Origin of the sequence: Arthrobacter sp. YAF34 (assembly GCF_052113245.1) — a bacterium.
Taxonomy (GTDB): Bacteria; Actinomycetota; Actinomycetes; order Actinomycetales; family Micrococcaceae; genus Arthrobacter.
Map to the genome: position 1 here is coordinate 120,133 of NZ_JBFRCV010000002.1, position 20,941 is coordinate 141,073.

A 20,941-nucleotide genomic window follows, 5' to 3' on the forward strand; every position below is an offset into this window, starting at 1 on the left:
GAGGCCGGGCGGCGCGCAAGCCTACGGAAGCGAAGCTCCACGTGACTGACAAGAGCCCCACCCCGCCCGACCGGCCGGATCCGCACCTGGATCCGACGGAAGACACTGACGAGCCGGCGTTCGATTGGATGAAGCCGTCCACCACAGCCACGCCCGCCGCTCCCCAGGCCGAACGCGGTCCTACCGCTGGTCCTGCAGCCGGGTCCACGGCCGGAAAGGTCGACGGCGCGGCAACGGCCGCGGCGGCCGCCACGGCAGCGCCGGCACCGCAGGCGGCGCCGGCAGCCTCCACAGCCAGCCAGCCGGGTAGCCGTGCCGACCGCAAGGCGGCCGAAGCCGCCGTCGTCCGCACGGAATCCGAGCGGGCCGGGGCCCGCGCCGGCGCACTGCACGACGCCGGGCCCGACGCCAGACACGAAACAGCCGCCGCGGACCAGCCGCAGACCTCGGCCCTGCAGATCCGTCCTCCGCAGGAGGAAGTCGAACGCCGGAATGCCGAACGGGAGCAGGCGGCGAAAGCCAAACCTGTCCTCCCGCGGGTGATGCAGGTGTTGCTTGCCGTGTTTTACCCGGTCATCCTGCTGGTGCTGGCCGTCCGCGCCGTAACCAGCCCCTTGTTCCTCTGGGTGGAATACAACCGTCCGGGCTTCCCGGGCGACGGGTACGGCTTCAATGCCGATGACCGCATGACCTACGGCTCGTACGCGGTGGACTACCTCAGCAACTGGTCCGGCCCCCGCTACCTCGGCGACCTCGTGGACCAAAGCGGAGACCGTCTGTTCAAGGACGGCGAAGTCAGCCACATGGCCGACGTCAAGACCGTCATCCTGTCCGCGTTCGGCGCCGGCGCACTGCTGATCCTGCTGGGCCTCATCGCCGTGATCTACCTGAAGCGGCGCCACAACGGGGGCGTCCGCCGCGGCCTGTTCGCCGGTTCGATCGTCACCCTCGTGATCATCATCGGCCTCGGCACGCTCGCCGTGCTCGGCTGGGAGCAGTTCTTCACCGATTTCCACCGCATCTTCTTCGCCAACGGGACCTGGACCTTTTCGCTTCAGGACACCCTGATCCGGCTGTTCCCGGGCCAGTTCTGGATGGACGCCGGGATGGTCATCGGCGCGCTCGTCCTGCTGGCCTCCTTGGTCACGCTCATCCTGACCTGGCCCACGCGCCGCCGCCGGGGCCTGGGCAGCAAAGCAACCGACGCCCGTCCTGACAAGGACACCGGCAAGGGCGCCGGGAAGGACTCCGGCACGGACACCGGTGCCGACCCCGCGGCTGAGGCCGCGACGGCGGCCGCCGGACCCGCCGGGAACCCCGGCAGCGGCGCGGAGGACACCGTCCGCACCCGCAACACCGTCTGAACAACACAGCAGCACTGAACAACAGCAGCACTGAAAAACAGAAGCGGCCGGCACGAAGGTGCCGGCTGTCCGGGAAGATCGTTTCGACTCTGCTGCCGCGTGCGCGCAGCTCGTCGGCCTGCGCCGCCAGATGCATGCCCCACTCCAACGGCGTCCGTGTTCTGCCGCCAAAGGGCGACAGCACCAGCACGCGTGCGTATCCGGCTGCCAGATCGGCATTCTCGTTGCGTCGGTAGCCGCCGTCGATGTATCGGCCGTCCCCGATCCCGTACGCGAAGCCACTGGCACAGCTGGCGGCGACGGCGTCCACCAGGTCGACTCCGCTGTGGCGGTCGAACACGACCGGTTCACCGGTACGGGCATCGACCGCCGTGATGAACACCGTTCGCTGCGGCCAGCGCTGACTCAGCAGCCGTGCGGCGACGGTCGTGCGGCACCGCGTTTGCCAGGAACTGTCCGAGGCCGCATCCATGTCCAGTGCCGCCGCGCCCATCCTGCGGCGCATGTCGGCCGCATCCTCGGCGGCGGCGATGATCGTGGCTGTTCTCGCCATGTGTTCCGCCGCTGGCCTGGGCGGAACGTGTCCGCTGCCGGATCCGACCGGGCGGGTCCGTTGCTGGGGCGCTGCGGCAAGGATCTGGGCCAGCAGTTCGGCCGGGCCCGCGCCGGCCATCTGGGCCGCGGCCGTGGATCCGGCCGACGTCCCGATGACCAGATCGGCCCCGGTCACATCCAGCCCGGCATCGAAGAGGCCGGCAACGACGCCGATCAGCCACGCGTTGCCCGTCGATCCGCCGCCGCCGAGGACCAGCGCCCGTTCGCCCGCGGCGCGGCCCCGGGTTGTGGCGTCGACCTGCGGCTGGTCCTGGCCGGACCTCGGCCAGTCGGAGGCCGGCGTCGAGGTGACGTGCAGTGGTGAAGAAGGTGTTGTGTTCACGGGAGTCGCCTTTCGCGAATTGCCTGGCGGGCGCTCCCGGTTGCGACTACGTCAGTCGCGCGATCCCGGACTGCGGGGGAGCGCCCATTGCGGATACTGCGTACATGGGTCTCACCTCCTGCCGATGGGTCACGATCACCGGAAAGTATCACGCCGGCGTCGCGGTGCGCAACGGCCGGCGCGGTCCCGGAACGCCCGCTGGCTCAGCCGTAGATGGCGTTGATGTGCTCCGCGTAATCCCGCACGACGGCGGCGCGCTTCAGTTTCAGCGACGGGGTCAGGTGCCCTGATTCAACGGTGAAGTCGGCGTCGAGGATGACGAAGCTGCGGATGGATTCAGCCTTGGAGACCAGGAGGTTCGCCGCATCGATGGCGCCCTGGATGGAAGCCCGGACGGTCTCGTCCGCGGCGGCTTCGGCCGGATTCATGACGGGCACCTTCCGCGCGGTGCACCAGTTGCGGAGTTCGTCCGCATCCAGGTTGACCAGGGCGGAGACAAACGGCCGGCCGTCCCCGATGACTACGGCCTGGTTGACCAGCTGATGCTCGCGGATCTTCTCCTCGAGCGGACCCGGGGCGACGTTCTTGCCCCCGGCCGTGACCAGCAGGTCCTTCTTCCGCCCCGTGATGGTCAGGAAGCCGTCCTCGTCGAGGGAGCCGAGGTCGCCGGTCCGGAAGAACCCGTCCACGAACGCTTCGGCGTTCGCGGTTTCGTTGGCGTGGTAGCCCTTGAAGACGCCGATACCGCGGACCAGGATTTCGCCGTCGTCGGCCACCCGGATGGTGGTTCCCGGCACGGGGATGCCGACCGTGCCCACTTTGGTCCGCCCCGGCGTGTTGGCTGTGCACGGTGCCGTGGATTCCGTGAGGCCGTAGCCTTCCAGGACGGGAATGCCCGCGCCGCGGAAGAAGTGGGCGTCGTTGGAGCTCAGCGGGCTGGCACCGGAGACCGTGTACCGCAGCTGGCCGCCGAATGCCTGCCGCAGCTTGGGGTAGAACAACCGGTCGAAGAGCGCGTGCCGGGCGCGCAGGAGCAGCCCGGGGCCTGTGCCGGTGCCCCGGGAGGCCGCATCCAGGGCCTTGGAGTAGTCGATGGCGGCGTCCGCCGCGGCCGTGAAGACGCGTTCCTTGCCCGCGGCGGCAGCCTTGTGCGCTGCTCCGGCGTAGACCTTTTCGAAGATCCGGGGCACCACCAGCAGGAAGGTGGGCTGGAAGCTGGCCAGGTCCTCAAGGAGTTCCTTGGCGTTTGCCGTGTGGCCGAGGGTTGCCCCGGAAGTCAGGCAGATCACCTGCACCGCCCGGGCCAGGACGTGCGCCAGGGGAAGGAACATCAAGGTCCGGGAGCGCGGCTGCATGAGGATCTCGGGCAGGAAGAGCACGATGTTCTTGGCCACGAGGGCGAAGTTGGCGTGCGTGATCTCGCAGCCCTTGGGTTTGCCGGTGGTGCCCGAGGTGTACACCAGGGAGGCAACGTCCGTCAGGGAAGCGGCGCTCCGGTGGCGTTCGAGCTCGGCGTCGGTCACCCCGGTGCCGGCGGCGGCAAGGCTCGCCAGGTTCGGTGCGGCGCCGTCGTTCTCCATCCGGAGCACGGCGATAACCCGGTCGCCGAGTACGGTGGAGGCGTCCAGGACGCCCTGGACGAGGGCGGCCTTGGTTTGGTCTTCGACGAACACGCGCCGGGCCCCCGAGTCGTGGAGGATCCACTCGACCTGGCTGGCGGAGGAGGTCTCGTAGATCGGCACGGTGACGCCGCCGGCGAACCAGATGGCAAAATCCACCACCGTCCACTCATACCGGGTGGCGGACATGACAGCCACCGTTTCGCCCGGCGTCAGTCCACCGGCAATCAGGCCTTTGGCCAGGGCGGTGACCTCTGCGAGGAAGTGCCGCGCGGAAATATCGGTCCAGCCGCCGGGGCCCTTGCGGGAGTAGAGGGCATGCACGGGATCCTTCGCGTGCTGCTCCAGCAGCAGGTCGGTGACGTTGCTCTCCGGGTCCAGCTCCACGAGCAGTCCGGTGCTTGCTTCTCTCACAGCCGAGTCTCCATTCCTGGTCCGCCCGGAGGTCGGCGGACTTTCCCCTGCAATCCTGCCCTAGATCCAGGAAGGCATCCACATCCGGAGGTGCCATTCCTGGTAAGGGATCACCTCGGCGGTCCAGACCGGGTAGAAGAACGCTGAGAGCAGCACGGCCGCCACACAAAAAAGCGCCACGAGGTAGAACCCGGACCGCCGGCGCCAAAGGGGATCGCTGCGCTGGCCCAGAACCAGACCCAGGCAATAGACGAGCGCCAGCACCAAGAACGGTTCAAAAGACACAGCGTAGAAGAAGAACGTGGTGCGCTCCGGATACATGAACCAGGGCAGGTAGCCGGCGGCCACCCCTGCCAGGACCGCGCCGGCCCGCCAGTCCCGGCGCCCCGCCCACCAGAACAGCAGGATGCCCAGGCTGACGGCCGCGCTCCACCAGATCAGCGGGTTGCCCACCGAAAGGATGGCGGTGGTGCAGTTGCTGAGGTCGCAGCCCGGGCTGCCCTTCCCCGGGGATTCGTAAAAGAAGGACGTCGGCCGGCCCATGACCAACCAGCTCCACGGGCTGGCCTCGTAGGGGTGGTCCGCGGTCAGGCTCTGATGGAACTTGTACGCCTCGAGGTGGTAATGGGCCAGCGACCGCACGGCGTCTGGCAGCCAGCCCCACTCCGCCGAGGGATTCGTCTCGGCCCAGTGCCGGAAGTAGGCGTTCGTGGACCGGAACCAGCCGGTCCACGTGGCGCCATAGACCACAGCGGCCACCGGAACGATGCTCAGGAAGGCCGGGATGCCGTCCCTGAGGATGCCGCCGCTGATCCAGGCGTGGACGCCGGCGATGCGCCGCGCGCTGAGGTCCCAAAATACCGTTAGGAGTCCGAAGCCGGCCAGAAAGAACAGGGCGGACCATTTCGTGCCGACCGCCAGGCCCAGGCAGACGGCCGCGGCGAGGCGCCACCAGCGGATGCCGAGCCAGGGCCCGGTGGTGAGCTGGAGTGCGGAGGGACGGCCGGTGGGGGAGGATGCGGCCTGCCGGCCGAGCCGGACCGCCAGCCGCCGCCGGCCGTCGTCGCGGTCCAGCAGCAGGGCGCCGAAGGCGGCAAGGATCCAGAACATGAGGAAGATGTCCAGCAGCGAGGTCCGGGACATGACGAGGTGGTGTCCGTCCACGGCGAGCAGCACGCCGGCAACGGCGCCCAGGGTCAGGGAGTGGAAGAGCTTCTGGGCGATCAGCGCCAGCAGGAAGATGGACAGGGTCCCCGTCAGGGCCGCGCTAAACCGCCAGCCGAACGGATTGTCCGCGCCGAACAGCCACATGCCCGCGGCAATCATCCACTTGCCGACCGGCGGGTGCACCACGTACTCAGGCGTGGCCAGCAGCACGCCGGGGTGTCCGGCGATGAAAGCATCGTTCGCCCGGTCCGGCCAGCTGCGCTCGTAGCCGCTGACCAGGAACGAATACGCGTCTTTGACGTAGTACGTTTCGTCGAAGACCAGATTGCGCGGCGTGTCCAGCCGGACGAACCGCAGGATGCCGCCCAGCGCCGCCGTCAGGGTGGGAATGAGCCAGTACCAGAGCCGCAGCGACGGCGGGTAGTCCCGCCAGCTCTGCAGGCTGCCGATCAGGCGTTCCTTGAGCGCGTCCGGGGTGTTGGCCTCGGCGGGGCGGCCGATCCAGCGGTGCCCCTCAAGATTGCGGCCGGTGCCAAACCGGCCCCGGCTGCCGGGTCGGCCTTTGGCGCCGTTAGGGCCGGACGTCGGCGATGCTGCGGGGCCTGCCTCGGGCGGCCGGGTGGGGGTCTGGGTCACGTTGCCCATGCTACCTTTCGCGGCTGTGCTCGTCGGGCCGCGCGCCGGCGGCAGTAGGCTGGTCCTGTGGACCACGAACCCAGCACTTCCCCCCAACTCCCTCCCGACGACGGCGCGACCGGCAGCGTTCCTGGCAGCGCCACGGCCGGCGGACCCGGCAGAATCGTCCTCGCCGCGACGCCGATCGGGAACGCCGGCGACGCCAGTGCGCGTCTCGTGGAGTTGTTGACGACGGCGGACATCGTCGCCGCCGAAGACACCCGGAGGCTGCACCGCCTCGTGCAGAACCTCGGCGTCACGGTGGGCGGCCGGATCATCAGCTACCACGAGCACAACGAGGCAGCCAAGACCGCCGAGCTGCTCGACCAGGTCAGGTCCGGCAAGACCCTGGTCATGGTCACCGACGCCGGCATGCCGTCCGTGTCCGACCCGGGATTCCGGCTCGTTGAAGGCGCCGTCGCGGCGGGCCTCACCGTCACCGCGGCACCCGGGCCGTCCGCCGTCCTGACGGCACTGGCCCTGTCCGGCCTCCCGACCGACCGCTTTTGCTTCGAAGGATTCCTGCCACGCAAGGCGGGCGAGCGCTCCTCGCGGCTGGCGGAACTCGACGCCGAGCGCCGGACCATGGTGTTTTTTGAGGCGCCGCACCGGCTCGAGCCGATGCTGCGGGCGCTGCACGAACGCTTCGGCGCGGACCGCCGGGCCGCCGTGTGCCGTGAACTGACGAAGACCTATGAAGAAGTCATCCGCGGCACATTGCGCGACCTGCTCGAATGGGTCGAAACCAACGAGGTCCGCGGCGAAATCGCCGTGGTGGTGGGCGGCGCGCCCGAGCGCGAGCCGGGCCGCCCGGAGGACCACGTCGCTGCCGTCAAGGGGCTGATTGCCCAGGGCATCCGGTTGAAGGAGGCCGTCGCCGCGGTGGCCGACGACGCAAAGGTCAGCAAGCGCGAACTCTATTCCGCGGTGCTGGCCGCGAGGTGAGCCAGGCGGTGGGGTCGGGGACGTCCGGGCCGCCGGACGCGGCCCGAAGCCGGGGCCGCCACTGCTTGTGCAGCTGCACAGCATATTCAGGATCGGGTAGTGCGCGCATGCATAGACTTGCCTGTCGGCGCGGCAGTACCGTGGCAGTAATCCAGACGTCCGGTCCTGCGGGGACGAGCGCCTGCGCCGGCACATAGTGCCGACAAACCAGTAACAAAAACCGGGCCCCACCTGACGAGGGCCAACCGAATTGCTGACGAGGGAGTCGTTGTGACTGTAACTGCCCAGCCCATTGTTTCCGCGGAGCGGGAGAGCGCCCTGCTGGCCTCGGTCCCGACGGGCCTGCTGATCAACGGCGAGTGGCGTCCGGCCGCGTCCGGGAAGACCTTCGAGGTCGAGGATCCGGCAACGGGCAAGGTGCTGCTGAGCATCGCCGACGCCGGACCCGAGGACGGCAAGGCGGCTCTTGACGCGGCCGTTGCCGCGCAGGAGTCCTGGGCCAAGGTCCCGGCCCGGGAACGCGGGGAGATCCTGCGCCGTGCCTTTGAACTGGTCACCGAGCGGGCCGAAGATTTCGCGCTGCTGATGACCCTTGAGATGGGCAAGCCGCTGGCCGAGGCCCGCGGCGAGGTCACCTACGGCGCCGAGTTCCTGCGCTGGTTCTCCGAGGAAGCCGTCCGCGCGTTCGGCCGCTACTCGGTCTCTCCGGACGGGAAGTCCCGGCTGCTGGTGACCAAGAAGCCGGTGGGCCCGTGCCTGCTGATCACGCCGTGGAACTTCCCGCTGGCGATGGCCACCCGCAAGATCGCCCCGGCCGTCGCCGCCGGCTGCACCATGGTGCTGAAGTCCGCGAACCTGACCCCGCTGACCTCCCAGCTGTTCGCCGCCGTGATGGTCGAGGCCGGCCTGCCCGCCGGTGTCCTGAACGTCATCCCCACCTCCACCGCCGGCGCCACGACGGGGCCGCTGATCAAGGATCAGCGCCTGCGGAAGCTGTCCTTCACCGGGTCCACCGAGGTCGGCCGCCGGCTGCTCTCGGATGCCTCCGAGACGGTCCTGCGCACCTCGATGGAGCTCGGCGGCAACGCCCCGTTCGTGGTGTTCGAGGACGCCGACGTCGATGCCGCCGTCGCAGGGGCGATGCTGGCGAAGCTGCGGAACATGGGCGAGGCCTGCACCGCGGCGAACCGGTTCATCGTCCACGAGTCCGTCGCGGACGAGTTCGCCGAGAAGTTCGCCGCGAAGATGGCGGACATGACCACCGCCCGGGGCACCGAGGCCGAATCCAAGGTCGGTCCGCTGATCGATGCGAAGAGCCGGGACAAGGTCCACGAACTTGTCACCGACGCCGTGAACGCCGGTGCGGTCGCGGTGACCGGCGGTTCCGCCGTGGAGGGCCCGGGCTACTTCTACCAGCCGACCATCCTCAAGGGCGTCACCGAGGGCACCCGGATCCTGTCCGAGGAGATCTTCGGCCCTGTCGCGCCGATCATCACGTTCGACACCGAGGACGAGGCCGTCCGGCTCGCGAACAACACCGAGTACGGCCTGGTGGCCTACGTCTTCACGAGGGACCTCAACCGGGGAATCCGGATGGGCGAACGCCTCGAAACCGGCATGCTGGGCCTGAACGCCGGCGTGGTGTCCAACGCGGCCGCACCGTTCGGCGGCATCAAGCAGTCCGGCCTGGGCCGCGAAGGCGGACTCGAGGGCATCGAGGAATACCTCTACACCCAGTACATCGGCATCGCCGACCCTTACGCCGGCCAGGTCTAGGACCGGGCCGTTGGCGGGCCGGTGACAGCCCGCTAACTCGGGCGCACTAACTCCGGCGCACCCGGCGGACGGCGTCGCGGATCTTCCCCCAGGATCCCGCGAGCCGCCGCCGGGTGCGTTGTGCTGTCGGGACAAGGATCCGGCGGGGCCGCGGGAGGACGCGCTGCCAGCCGGACATGACCGACGGCGGCAGCCATTCCGCGCGCAGCCGGACAAGGGGCTTCGCGTGCGCCCGCAGCGACGCCTGGACGAGGGCGATCCTGGCCGCGGCTGAGTCGGCAGGGTCCGCGGCCGCCGGGTTCCCGCCCGTCCCGCCGGAGCCCGGGGCAGTGGACGGCCGGCCGTACTGCTCGCGTTCGAAGTCCGCGGTCAGCGAGGCCGCGGCACGCTGGGCGGCCCCTTCGGCGGCGCCGGGCTTCCCCAGCGCCGCCGAGGCGCGCAGCCGCTGGGAAAAATGCCGCGGTGTTTCGCTGGCTCCGGGCGCCACGCCGTAGTCCATGGCCAGGTCCCGCAGTTCCGCCCAAACCGGCAGCGCCGATCCGGGCTCCCCGGAAATGCCGCGGTCCGCCGTCCTCAGCCTGCGGCGCCGCACGCCGCTGCGGACAAGCCGGGGGGCGGCCACGAGCAGCGCCAGCAGCAGCACCGCGCCAAGGCCGTAGAGCGACTGCGCCGGGTGCGCGTTCCCGGGCGCCGGTGCCCCGGCGCCCGGGAGGGGAACCGGGGCGGCCGTGGGGGCCGGTGCCGCGGTGGAACGGCTCCCCGGAGTCAGGGCGTCGTTGCGTTCATTGGTGCTGGCGCCGCTGGGCGTGGCGGCCTCCGCGGCGTAGGCCGGCACAACGCCCCGGGAGGGCGTCGGCTCAAACGGAACCCAGCCTACGCCCTGGAAGTACAGCTCCGGCCACGCGTGGGCGTCCCGGGCATCGACCTCGTACTCCGGCAGCGGCCCCTGGCCGGAGACGGCCACGGTGGCTCCGGTGGAACGCCCCGGGGCGTAGCCCACGGCGATCCTGCTGGGGATGCCTTCCAGCCGGGCCATGACGGCCATGGCCGAGGCGAAATGGATGCAGTAGCCGCTCTTCAGGGTCAGGAAGTCCGCCAGCACGGACAGGCCGTTGCCGTCGTAACCGCCCTGTACGGGGGACTGCAGGGAATAGCTGAAGTCGACGGAGCGCAGGTACTTCTGGATGGCCATGGCCCGCGCATACGGCGTGGCGGCTTTGGCCGTCACGGTGTCGGCTGTGGTGCGCACGATCTCCGGAACGTTCGAAGGCCGGGAGAGGAACTGCTCGGGGATCCCGCGGACCGGTTCGGTGGCCGCGGCCAGCAGCGCGGCCGTGAGCTGGGGCGTGACTGACGTGACCACGTACTGCTGGTCACGGGAATCCGTATCCACCCCCTTGATGCTGAGCGTGGCCGGATCCCAGCTCCAGCGCCCTGTGAGGCCGTTGACCGATTCCGGCGCGTAAGGCGCCGGGAGATAGGGGCTCGTATACAGGCCCGTGTTCACGGCCGTGGTCACGCGGACCTCCGTTGCGGCCGTATCAAGGCCGGATTCGATCCTGCCGGTACCCTGCCGCCGGGTGGATTCCCGGTCATCGGGCGCCCAGGAATCGCCGTCAAAGCTGTCCACCGTCACCGAGCGCAGGTACGGTGCCGTGGGCGCGTTCGTCGCGAAGGTGATCCGGCCGTCGCCGGCGGGGCTTCGCAGGCTGGTGCCCAGGCTGATCATCGGGTTCAGTCCGGTGGCGGCGCCGAACGGGTTCAGCCGCGAACCCTGCGGGAACGTGCCCTGGTCAAAACCTGGAATCACTGGCTGCAACAGCAGCGTGACGGCCAGCGCCATGACGGCCGTGACCGCAGCGCGCCGCAGCTGCCCGGGGTTCCGGGCGGTATCGGCCCGGGCGCGGGCATCCGGGGTGAACCAGTGGCTGGATCCGAGGATCAACAGATAGCCGACGGCGGCCCCGACGAACCCGAGAACCCCCACACTTTGCGGCTTGACCATGGCCGGCACCACAAGGATTGCCAGGATCGCGAGTCCGCTGGTGGCCGGCAGCGCGAGCCGGAACGCGAGGGCATCGATGAGGATGACCAGCAGGCCGAGGACGGCGCAGATCAGCATGACGATCCCCGCGTTGGGGGCCACCGGGGTGCTCTCGGCCAGGACGGTTTCGCTGGCGCGCCGGAGGAACTTGGCCAAGTAGCTGAGGGTGTCCGGCGACGGGATAATCCCGGCGATGCTCTGCTGCCGGAAGAAGATGAACGTCAGGTCCACCGTGAGCGCCGCCAGGCCGCCGGCGGCCACGAGCCACGCCGGGGCACGCACGGACCGGAGGACCGCCATGGAGAACGTCACGGCAAGGACGGTGGTGAACACGGGGGAGTACCAGGCCCACCCGCGCAGAACGCCGTTGAATCCGAGGGCGGCCCCGGCCACGGCCACGGCGACGGCGGTCGCCATCACCCAGGGCTGGGTGCCCGGGCTATCCCGCCGGGACGGCGTGCCGGGGGCAGGGACCGTCGGCCTTTCGCCGCCGCCGGTACCGGCGGACGAGCCCGTGCTGCGGTTCGGCGCGAGGGTCATGGCCGGCCTCCTGCGCCGCGGCGGACATCGGCGGCAGCGGACCTGGCCGGGTCTGCCTCGTCGAAGGCGGCCCACGCGTCGGCCAGCGGACTCCGGGCGGATACCGCCACGGCCCGCCACCCGCCCAGTCGCAGCGCCTCCAGTACCTCCGGCACCTCGACGGAATCGGGTGCGTGGTCCGTGACGAGCAGGGCGAAGGCGTTCGCGCCGAACCCGGCCGCCGGGGACAGCGCGCGGGCCTCTGCCGGGCTCAGGTGGCCCAGGACCGCCAGGATCGGTCCCCGGAGCCGGTGGGCGGAGAGCTTGTCCATGAGGGCATCGTCGAAGGCCGGTGGTGTGGCCGCGGACCCTGCGGCACCCCGGGAACGGGAGGCAGCCGGCCCCGGAAATGCAGCCCTGGCTGCCCCGTTTGCCGCGGTGCCGGACTGCCGGCCGGGCTGCGGAGTGCGGCCGCGCGGTGCATGGACGGAATGCGGGCCGGTGAGCTGGATGGCGGCGAGGCTTTCCGCGATGGCCTGCAGGCCGGACGCCCCGGTGTACTCCTCCGCCTCCGGATCGGGGGCGGAGGAGGAATGCCGGAAGGCCGGGCCGCCCGCGCTGTCCAGGAACCGCAGCGAGTAATTGCGATCCGCGAGGTGCGCGGCGATCGACATCGCCGCGGTGACGGCCCATTCGAAGGCGTCGGACGTGAGCAGTTCATGGCCGTCCGCGTTCGCGGTCCCTGCCGGTCCGGGCCGGCCCGCGGAGGAAAAGGCGCCGTGACCGAACACGCCGTGCGGATAGGCCGCGAGCCGCTGGTCCAGGATGATGGTCGCTTCGGGGGTCGTGACGGACTCCTCCTGCCGCACCATGAGCGCCCCGTGGCGGGCGGTGGCCGCCCAGTGCACCCGGCGCATCGGATCCCCGTGCCGGTATTCGCGGGTCATGACGTCGTCGTCACTCGGGTTCGCCCGGACCCGCGTGGCCGTGACACCGTCTTGTCCCCGCGCGCCGGCCAGCCCCGTCTCGGGGAGCTGCACGGCGGCGGGCGTCACGGTCAGGAGGTCGCCGTCGTCGATCGCGTGCCGGTGGAAGGACAGCCCGAAGGGATCGCTGAACTCGGCCGTGACCGGCCCGATCAGGAACTGGCCGCGCTTGGCCGAGCGGAGGTGGTATTCATAGCGGCTGGTGCCGCCGGGGGCTGAACGGGCCGGGAAGCGGAAGACGGGGCTTTCGCCGAACCGGGCAGGCAGGTGCTCGTCCATGATCGCGTGGCCCGTCCCGGCTCCGGCCCGCGCGACAGCCAGCCGTACCGTGGTGAGCGCGGACGTTTCGACCGGCGACGGATTGAACTCGCGGTAGACCCGGAATCTGGGTTTCAGGAGGCGGGTTCCGGCCAGGGAAAGCAGCGGCAGAACCAGCAGGAGGACGGCCAGCGCCAGCAAGTCCCGGCGGCCCATGATCTGGGCGGCAAGCAGGAACACCGCACCCGCGCCGAGCAGTCCCCAGCCGCGGGTGCTGAAGATGTGCCCCGGAAACCGGTCCCTCAACGCCACGGCGGGACCGGTTCCTAGCGCGGATTCGGAAGGTTGGGCGGCGCGGCCGCCAGGGCCGTCGCCTTGTACCGGCCGGCCCGGCCGGTTCCGCTGGCCGACGCCGTCGCCTCCGGGGTGACGGGGATCTTGGCGATGATGGCCCGGATGACGCTTTGCGGCGTCTCGCCCGCGCTGGCCGCCTTGCGGTCGAGGATAATCCGGTGCGCGAGCACCGCTTCGGCGACGGTGACGACGTCGTCCGGCAGCACGAAGTCCCGGCCCTCAAGCGCGGCCGTTGCCTTCGCAGCGCGCAGGAGCTGCAGCATGGACCTGGGGCTGGCGCCGAGCCGGAGAAGTCCGCTTTCACGGGTGGCCCGTCCCACGGCGACCGTGTATTCCTTGATCGAGCGGGACACATAGACCTGCTGCACCGTGGCAATCATGGCCGCCACTTCGGCCGCGGTGACCACCGCCGTCACGCGGGCCAGTGGAGACGATGCCTGGTGGGTTTCCAGCATCTCCATCTCGGACTCCCGGTCCGGGTAACCCATGGAGATCCTGGCCATGAAACGGTCGCGCTGGGCTTCGGGCAGCGGGTAGGTGCCCTCCATCTCAATCGGGTTCTGGGTTGCCACCACCATGAACGGCTCATCCAGCCGGTAGGACGTGCCGTCCACCGTGACCTGGTGCTCTTCCATGCACTCCAGCAGGGCAGATTGCGTCTTGGCCGAGGCGCGGTTGATTTCGTCGCCGATGACGATGTTGGCGAACACCGCGCCGTGCCGGAATTCGAACGACCGGTTCGCCTGGTTGTAGATGGACACGCCCGTGACGTCGGACGGGAGCAGGTCGGGGGTGAACTGGATCCGGCTGACGGTGCAGTCGATGCTCCGGGCCAGGGTCTTGGCCAGCAGCGTCTTGCCCACCCCCGGGACGTCTTCCAGGAGCAGGTGGCCCTGGGCAAGGAGTACGGTGAGCGCCAGCTGCGCCGCTTCGGCCTTGCCGTCGATGACAGTATTGATGGCCGAGAGGATCCTGGTGCTGGCGGAGCGGAAGGCGTCTGTCCCCATGGCGGCCGGCTGATGCGGCGAGGGCCGGTGTCCGGCCGGTGGTGCATCCATGGCGTCGGCGTCCATAGCGACTGGATCCGTGGCGTCCGTATCCATGGCGTCACTATCCATGGTGGGGCGGCCCGGGAAGCTCTGTCCTTCTGGGAGGACTTCGTCCAAGGAAGTGCGGTGATAATCCATCGGCAGCCTTTCAGCACTGGTGGGTCCCGGAACGGACCGGCAACGGCCGCCGGGCCCCGCAGTGGGGTTCGCCTGTTTCCCTTACTGGTAAATATCAGAGTATTAACAGACTACTAACACAACTGCCGGGCCTGACAGAGAGTTCCGAGGAATTCTGGGCGCCGGTTAGGGTGGAAGAATGCTCAATCCCCTCACGCCCGTCCCGTTCCGGCAGCCCGGAAATGACGGTACCGGACGCGCCGGGTATCCGCCCGCACCGGAACCACTGCCCGTCCCTGTCATGGACAACCACACACACCTGGACTTTCCCGACGCGGAGCTCTCGGTGAGCGTCAGGGATGCCCTCGACGCCGCCGCGGCAGTGGGCGTCCAGGGTGCCGTGCAGGTGGGCTGCGACCTGGAATCGTCACGGTTTACGGTCAAGGCCGTCGACCTCGATTCCCGGCTGCTGGGCGCGGTCGCGCTCCATCCCAACGACGCCCCCGGCTACGCCCGCCGCGGCGAACTGGAGGGCGCACTCGCCGAGATCGAGGCGCTGGCCGCCCACCCGCGGATCCGGGCGATCGGCGAGACCGGCCTCGACTTCTTCAGGACCGAAGGGGAGGGGCTGGCCCACCAGCGGTATTCGTTCCGCCGCCACATCGACATTGCCAAGCGACTCGGCCTGACGCTGCAGATCCACGACCGGGACGCCCACGACGACGTCGTCCAGGTGCTGCGCGAAGAAGGGGCCCCGGAACGGGTGGTCTTCCATTGTTTCTCCGGCGACGAGGCGCTCGCCCGGACCTGCAACGCGGAGGGCTGGTACATGTCCTTCGCCGGAACCGTGACCTTTAAGAACGCGTCCAACTTGAGGGCGGCACTGGCCATCGCGGAGCCGGCCCGGATCCTGGTCGAGACCGACGCGCCGTTCCTCACGCCGCACCCGCACCGCGGCCGCCCGAATGCGAGCTACATGGTTCCTTACACGGTGCGCGCCATGGCCGATGTGACCGGATCCGAGCTTTCCGGGCTGTGCGCGCAGATCGCCGAAAATACCGTGCAGGCGTACGGATCCTGGGCCTGAAACGGTCCCGCCCGGCGGCCTTTTGACAATACCGGGTATGCACAAATTCTTGGTTGGTTTATAACGCTACGGTTACAGTGGTCAACTATTAGCCGGGGTCGGGGAAGGCCTACGGATAATTTCACTCCAGCAGGGCGTGCATTGTGGCAAACGAACCACATGTGCGCTCTCGTTTTGGGTGAGGCAGTGCACGCATGTTCCGTGACCCTCCGGACCCAGTCCGGAGCCGCCTCTGGCGCGCTCGCGGGGGTGATCAGGTGCACTTTATCCCCGTGCCCGGAAGGTCCAAGAGATTCGGGCAATCGTGGTCAAGTTCTTCACATCGGACGGCAAGTTCAGTTTCGTCAAGGTCGGCACCCAGCTTGTGGTGCTGGTGGCATTGGTGCTGGGCCTCGTGGCCTTCGTCGGCAACAACAAGACGATCACCCTCAACGTGGACGGCAAGGTCAGCTCGGTCCAGACCTTCGGCGGCACGGTCGGCGAGGTCGTCAAGACTGCCAAGGTTGAACTGCAGCCCTCCGACCGGGTGTCGCCGTCGGTCGACTCCCACGTGCAGGACGGGGCGGTCATCAACGTCAACCTCGCCAAGGCCGTCAAGATCAGCCTGGACGGCGCCGAGCGGACCGTCAACACCACCGCGCCGAACGTCGAAGGGCTCGTGAGCGAGCTCGGCGTGGCCAGCGCCTCGCAGGTGTCCGCGCCGAAGGACGCGCAGCTGGCGGTCTCCGGTTCGTTCGTGTCGATCTCGACGCCCAAGAAGGTAAGCATCGTCGCCGACGGCAAGGCCGCAGCGACCACGACGACGGATGCCACCGTGGCCAAGGTCCTTGAGGACGCCGGAATCAAGCTCGGAGCCAGCGACCGCGTCTCCCAGCCCGGAAACGCCCCGGTGGTGAACGACATGGTCATCAAGGTCTCCCGGGTGGACGCCAGCAAGACGGCTGTCACCACCGAGCCTGTCGCATTCGAGACGCTCACCACCGAAAGCGCCGACATGTTCATGGGTGAGAAGACAGTCACCCAGGCCGGCGTCGCCGGTACTACCAAGAAGAGCTACAAGCTGGTCCTCGTGGACGGCCGCGAAGCCTCACGGACCCTGGTGTCCGAGACGGTGAGCGTCCAGCCGGTCACCGAGAAGATCACGGTGGGCACCAAGGACAAGCCCAAGCCCGCCGCCGAGGCGGCCGCCGCCAACACCGGCGCCGCGGCCCCCGCGATGATGAACGAGGGCATGTGGGACAAGATCGCGCAGTGCGAGTCCGGCGGCAACTGGTCCATCAATTCCGGCAACGGCTACTACGGCGGCCTGCAGTTCGACGTCCAGACCTGGCTCGGTGCCGGCGGCGGCGCTTACGCGCCGAACGCTGCTGCGGCCAGCAAGGCCCAGCAGATCGCCGTTGCCAACCGCGTCTACGCCCAGCGCGGCCTCGGCCCCTGGGGCTGCGGCTGGGCTGCCTCCAGCTAGCACCCGACGCCGGCCATTGACCGCCGGCTCTTGACCGCCCGTTGCCGCGGCGGCTGACCACAGCCGCGGGAGCCGCACAGGCCGGGTCCGGATCCCTCCGGGCCCGGCCTGTGGCGTACCGGCGCCGGGATAGGATACCTAGGTGACTGAACCGAGCCCCTCCGCCCCCGAAAGCCTGCCATCAGCGGCGCCCGCACCCCTGATGGGCGCCTCCGATATCCGCCGGCTGGCAGAGGAAATCGGGGTGCGGCCCACCAAGACACTCGGCCAGAACTTCGTCATCGACGGCAACACCATCCGTCGGATTGTCGCCGCCGCGGACATCCGGGCCGATGAGACTGTCCTCGAAGTGGGGCCCGGCCTCGGTTCGCTGACGCTTGGCCTGCTGGACGCCGCCCGGACCGTGGTCGCCGTCGAAATCGATCCTGTCCTCGCCGGTCGGCTGCCGGCCACTGTCGCTCAGTGGCGGCCTCACGCCGTCGGGAATTTCCACCTCGTCCTGGCCGACGCCATGAGGGTCACGGAACTGCCCGCGGAACCGACAGCCCTCGTGGCGAATCTTCCCTACAATGTCGCCGTGCCCGTGGTCCTGCACCTGCTGCAGCACTTCCCGAGCCTGCAGCACGGCCTGGTCATGGTCCAGGACGAGGTCGCCGACCGCCTGGCCGCCGGACCGGGTTCCAAGACCTACGGCGTGCCTTCGGTCAAGGCCGCCTGGTACAGCAGCATGCGCAAGGCCGGCGTGATCGGCATGAACGTGTTCTGGCCGGCACCCAAGATCCATTCCGGACTGGTCGCGTTCACCCGCCGGGAACCGCCGGTGACAACTGCCACGAGGGAACAGGTGTTCGCCGTGATTGATGCCGCGTTCGCGCAGCGCCGCAAGACGCTGCGGGCGGCACTGGCCGGATGGGCAGGCAGTGCTGCCGAGGCCGAACGCTGCCTGCGGGCTGCCGGCGTCGATCCTTCCGCCCGCGGTGAAGTGATCGACATCGCGGCGTTCGCCAGAATCGCCGAAGCCCACGCGCGGCCGGACTCCTGAGTAAGTGTGACTCCGGCGGGCCCGTCCCGTGCTTGGAGCCACAGCCGGGATGCCATAGCGTGGAGCCATGAACGCAGTGAGAGGGCGCTTTGCCGCGAGGACTGTCCGGGTCAAGGCTCCAGGCAAGATCAACGTCTCACTGGACGTCGGACCGCTGCGGCCGGACGGCTACCACTCGGTCGCCAGCGTCTACCTGGCGGTGTCCCTTTATGAGGAAGTCGCCGCCACCAGCACCGAGACCGGCGGCATCACCGTCAGCATCAGCGACGCCAGCACCCTGGACCTCGACGGCGTGGACATCCCGCTCGATCACCGCAACCTGGCCTACAAAGCGGCGGCCATGATGGCCGACGTCTCCGAGCACCCCACCGGCGTCCATCTGGAGATCACCAAGCGGGTGCCCGTGGCCGGCGGCATGGGCGGCGGATCGGCGGACGCCGCAGCGACCCTGCTGGCATGCGACGCGCTGTGGAACAGCGGACTGTCCCGCGACGAGCTCGCCCATCTCGCCGCAGAACTCGGCGCGGACGTGCCGTTTTCGCTGGTGGGCGGCACCGCCGTCGGCCTGGGCCTGGGCGATGAGCTCTCGCCGGCCCTCGTGAAGGCGCAAACGGACTGGGTCCTGGTTACCGCCGACTTCGGCCTTCCCACCCCGGAGGTCTACCGCACCCTGGACCGGCTGCGTGCCGCGGAGGGGGTGGCGGCCGACGAACCGGTCGCCGTCGACCCCGGCGTCCTCACGGCACTGCGCAGCGGCGACTCCGATGCCCTCAGCCGGGTCCTGGTCAACGACCTCCAGCGCGCCTCGATCGAACTGGCCCCGGGCCTGCGCGACACGTTGGGGCGCGGCGAGGCCTGCGGCGCGATCGCGGGCATCGTCTCCGGCTCCGGTCCCACTGTCGCCTTCCTCGCGCACAGCCCGGCCGCCGCCGTCGGACTCGCCGAGGAACTCCGGCACCACAGCCTCGATGCGATGGCGGTCCACGGCCCGGTGCACGGGGCCCGCATCATCTCCGATACGCTCCTTTAGGAGCTTTGACGCACCGCATCGCATGACTTCACAGCAATATTTCACCGATACACCTAAGAAAGCAGTTCCCTGTGGCACACCTGCTCGGCGGCGAGAACCTCACGGTCTCGTATGCAACCCGCACCGTCCTCGACGGCATCACTCTTGGCCTTGAAGAGGGCGACCGGATCGGCATGGTGGGCCGCAACGGTGACGGCAAGTCGACCCTCATGCGGCTGCTGGCCATGCGCTCCACCCCGGATTCCGGCCGGGTGACCAAGCGCAGCGAGGTCAACATCGGCTACCTGGACCAGAGCGACGTCCTCGACGGCGACCTCACCGTCGGTGCTGCGATCGTGGGGGACCAGGCCGACTACGAATGGGCCCGCAATCCCCAGATCCGTGAAGTCATGGGCGGACTCGTGTCCGACGTGGACTGGCACGCCAACGTCCACGCGCTCTCCGGCGGGCAGAAGCGCCGTGTGGCGCTGGCCAAGCTGCTGATCGAGGACCACGACGTCATCATGCTCGACGAGCCGACCAACCACCTCGACGTCGAAGGCGTTGCCTGGCTGTCCCGGCACCTGAAGACCCGCTGGCGGCCCAACCAGGGCGCCTTCCTCGTCGTCACCCACGACCGCTGGTTCCTGGACGAAGTCTGCACCAAGACCTGGGAAATCCACGACGGCATCATGGACCCGTTCGACGGCGGCTATGCCGCGTATGTGCTGGCCCGCGCCGAGCGTGACCGCTCCGCCTCCGTGATGGAAAGCAAGCGCCAGCAGCTCGTGAAGAAGGAGCTCGCCTGGCTGCGCCGCGGCGCCCCGGCCCGCACCGCCAAGCCCAAATTCCGGATCGAGGCCGCCAACGCCCTGATCGCCGACGTCCCCGAGCCCCGCGACTCGACCGCCCTGAGCAAGATGGCCACCGCCCGGCTCGGCAAGGACGTCCTGGACCTCGAAAACGTCTCGCTGGACTTCCTTGGCGGCGAGGCCGGGCAGAAGCTCTTCGACAACATCACCCTGCGGCTGGCTCCGGGTGAACGGCTGGGCCTCGTGGGCGTCAACGGCGCCGGCAAGACCACCCTGCTGAAGCTCCTCAACGGTGAGATCCAGCCCACCTCCGGGAAGGTCAAACGCGGCAAGACGGTGGTCACCGCGGTCCTCACCCAGGAGGTCAAAGAGCTCGATGACGTCTCGGACCTGCGCGTGATCGAAGTGATCGAGCGCGAAAAGCGTTCCTTCAACGTCGGCGGCAAGGAGTTCACCGCCGGCCAGCTCGTGGAGCAGCTCGGCTTCACCAACGAGAAGCAGTGGACCCCGGTCAAGGACCTCTCCGGTGGTGAACGCCGCCGGCTGCAGCTGTTGCGCCTGCTCGTGGGGGAGCCCAACGTGCTCATGCTCGACGAGCCGACCAACGACCTCGACACCGACACCCTGGCCGCCGTGGAAGATGTGCTCGACGGCTGGCCCGGCACACTCGTCGTCGTCAGCCACGACCGCTACCTGCTGGAGCGCGTCACGGACCACCAGATGGCGCTCCTGGGCGACGGCAAGATCCGCGCCCTGCCTCGCGGCGTGGACCAGTACCTCGAACTGCGCGAAGGCGCGCTGGCCGGGTCCACGATCACCGGCGGCGGCAACCCCGTCACGGCGTCCGGCGGGAGTTCCGCACCGGCCGCCTCCGGACCTTCGGAAGCCGAAAAGCGCGACGCCCGCAAGGCCAAGAACCGAATCGACCGCCAGCTGGGCAAGCTCAAGCAGCAGGAAGACAAGATCCACGCCCAGATGACGGCAGGGGCCGGGGACGCCAGCAAGTTTGACCAGCTCGCCGAACTCAACAAGAAGCTCCAGGAGCTCGCCGGGGAACGCGAGGCCCTCGAGCTCGAATGGCTCGAGGCCCTCGAGGTGCTGGGGGAGTAGTCCCGGGCACCGCGCCGGGACATGCCCCGTGTTCCACGGCGCGAATGGACATGTCCCTTCGTGAGGCCGGGCACTGGGCATGTCCCTCGGTCCATTCACATCCCTCCGGACACGTCCCTCTCTGCAGGCCAGGGATGGACATGTAGGTGTTATGTCCATTCCCCGGGGCCAGCGCAGGGCATGTCCCAGGGA

At 69.2% G+C, this 20,941-nt stretch carries 13 protein-coding genes and 1 pseudogene; 8 read left to right on the forward strand and 6 right to left on the reverse strand.

Annotation, left to right across the window (positions count from 1 at the left end; genetic code table 11):
- Positions 1 to 41 precede the first annotated feature (41 nt).
- A complete protein-coding gene (locus tag AB4Y72_RS02965; protein WP_441424679.1) occupies positions 42 to 1,364 on the forward strand; it encodes a TIGR01906 family membrane protein in 1,323 nt (440 codons plus the stop codon).
- Between the two features lie 64 nt (positions 1,365 to 1,428).
- On the opposite strand, the pseudogene AB4Y72_RS02970 reads toward AB4Y72_RS02965, so the two are convergent.
- The 3 genes and pseudogenes from AB4Y72_RS02970 to AB4Y72_RS02980 form a co-directional block, all read right to left on the reverse strand.
- Positions 1,429 to 2,301, reverse strand: a pseudogene (locus AB4Y72_RS02970) (patatin-like phospholipase family protein); the annotation flags it as partial.
- A gap of 203 nt (positions 2,302 to 2,504) precedes the next feature.
- A complete protein-coding gene (locus AB4Y72_RS02975) occupies positions 2,505 to 4,334 on the reverse strand; it encodes an AMP-dependent synthetase/ligase (protein WP_441424680.1) in 1,830 nt (609 codons plus the stop codon).
- Positions 4,335 to 4,394: 60 nt separating this feature from the next.
- Complete coding sequence (locus AB4Y72_RS02980; protein ID WP_441424681.1) at positions 4,395 to 6,146, reverse strand: dolichyl-phosphate-mannose--protein mannosyltransferase; 1,752 nt, start codon at positions 6,144 to 6,146, stop codon at positions 4,395 to 4,397.
- Positions 6,147 to 6,299: 153 nt separating this feature from the next.
- Between AB4Y72_RS02980 and rsmI the strand changes: the two genes are divergently transcribed.
- Positions 6,300 to 7,121 (forward strand): 16S rRNA (cytidine(1402)-2'-O)-methyltransferase, encoded by an 822-nt coding sequence (rsmI, locus tag AB4Y72_RS02985; RefSeq protein ID WP_441424950.1) that lies wholly within the window; start codon positions 6,300 to 6,302, stop codon positions 7,119 to 7,121.
- A gap of 270 nt (positions 7,122 to 7,391) precedes the next feature.
- A complete protein-coding gene (locus AB4Y72_RS02990; protein WP_441424682.1) occupies positions 7,392 to 8,897 on the forward strand; it encodes an NAD-dependent succinate-semialdehyde dehydrogenase in 1,506 nt (501 codons plus the stop codon).
- A gap of 46 nt (positions 8,898 to 8,943) precedes the next feature.
- Here the strand turns inward: AB4Y72_RS02990 and AB4Y72_RS02995 are convergent, their stop codons facing one another.
- The 3 genes from AB4Y72_RS02995 to AB4Y72_RS03005 are packed head-to-tail and all read right to left on the reverse strand — an operon-like array spanning position 8,944 to position 14,131.
- Positions 8,944 to 11,481: a transglutaminase family protein gene (locus AB4Y72_RS02995; protein ID WP_441424683.1), complete on the reverse strand. Its 2,538-nt coding sequence runs from the start codon at positions 11,479 to 11,481 to the stop codon at positions 8,944 to 8,946.
- Positions 11,478 to 13,016, reverse strand: a complete 1,539-nt coding sequence (locus AB4Y72_RS03000; RefSeq protein ID WP_441424684.1) for a DUF58 domain-containing protein — start codon at positions 13,014 to 13,016, stop codon at positions 11,478 to 11,480. Before AB4Y72_RS03000 ends, AB4Y72_RS02995 begins: the two co-directional genes overlap by 4 nt.
- 14 nt (positions 13,017 to 13,030) lie before the next feature.
- Positions 13,031 to 14,131 carry an AAA family ATPase gene (locus AB4Y72_RS03005; RefSeq protein WP_441424951.1) on the reverse strand — a complete coding sequence of 367 codons (1,101 nt, stop codon included), beginning with the start codon at positions 14,129 to 14,131 and terminating at the stop codon, positions 13,031 to 13,033.
- A 292-nt stretch (positions 14,132 to 14,423) separates the two neighbouring features.
- On the opposite strand from AB4Y72_RS03005, the gene AB4Y72_RS03010 reads away from it, so the two are divergent.
- The 5 genes from AB4Y72_RS03010 to AB4Y72_RS03030 all read left to right on the forward strand — a co-directional run bounded on the left by AB4Y72_RS03010 (position 14,424) and on the right by AB4Y72_RS03030 (position 20,749).
- Positions 14,424 to 15,311, forward strand: coding sequence for a TatD family hydrolase (locus AB4Y72_RS03010; protein WP_441424685.1), 888 nt, complete (start codon positions 14,424 to 14,426; stop codon positions 15,309 to 15,311).
- Positions 15,312 to 15,615: 304 nt separating this feature from the next.
- Positions 15,616 to 16,776 (forward strand): transglycosylase family protein, encoded by a 1,161-nt coding sequence (locus AB4Y72_RS03015; RefSeq protein ID WP_441424686.1) that lies wholly within the window; start codon positions 15,616 to 15,618, stop codon positions 16,774 to 16,776.
- A 202-nt stretch (positions 16,777 to 16,978) separates the two neighbouring features.
- The gene (rsmA, locus tag AB4Y72_RS03020) at positions 16,979 to 17,818 is read left to right on the forward strand and encodes a 16S rRNA (adenine(1518)-N(6)/adenine(1519)-N(6))-dimethyltransferase RsmA (protein WP_441424952.1); all 840 of its coding nucleotides are present in this window, start codon (positions 16,979 to 16,981) and stop codon (positions 17,816 to 17,818) included.
- A 67-nt stretch (positions 17,819 to 17,885) separates the two neighbouring features.
- Positions 17,886 to 18,848 (forward strand): 4-(cytidine 5'-diphospho)-2-C-methyl-D-erythritol kinase, encoded by a 963-nt coding sequence (locus AB4Y72_RS03025; RefSeq protein WP_441424687.1) that lies wholly within the window; start codon positions 17,886 to 17,888, stop codon positions 18,846 to 18,848.
- Positions 18,849 to 18,919: 71 nt separating this feature from the next.
- Positions 18,920 to 20,749: an ABC-F family ATP-binding cassette domain-containing protein gene (locus tag AB4Y72_RS03030; protein WP_441424688.1), complete on the forward strand. Its 1,830-nt coding sequence runs from the start codon at positions 18,920 to 18,922 to the stop codon at positions 20,747 to 20,749.
- Positions 20,750 to 20,941: the final 192 nt, after the last annotated feature.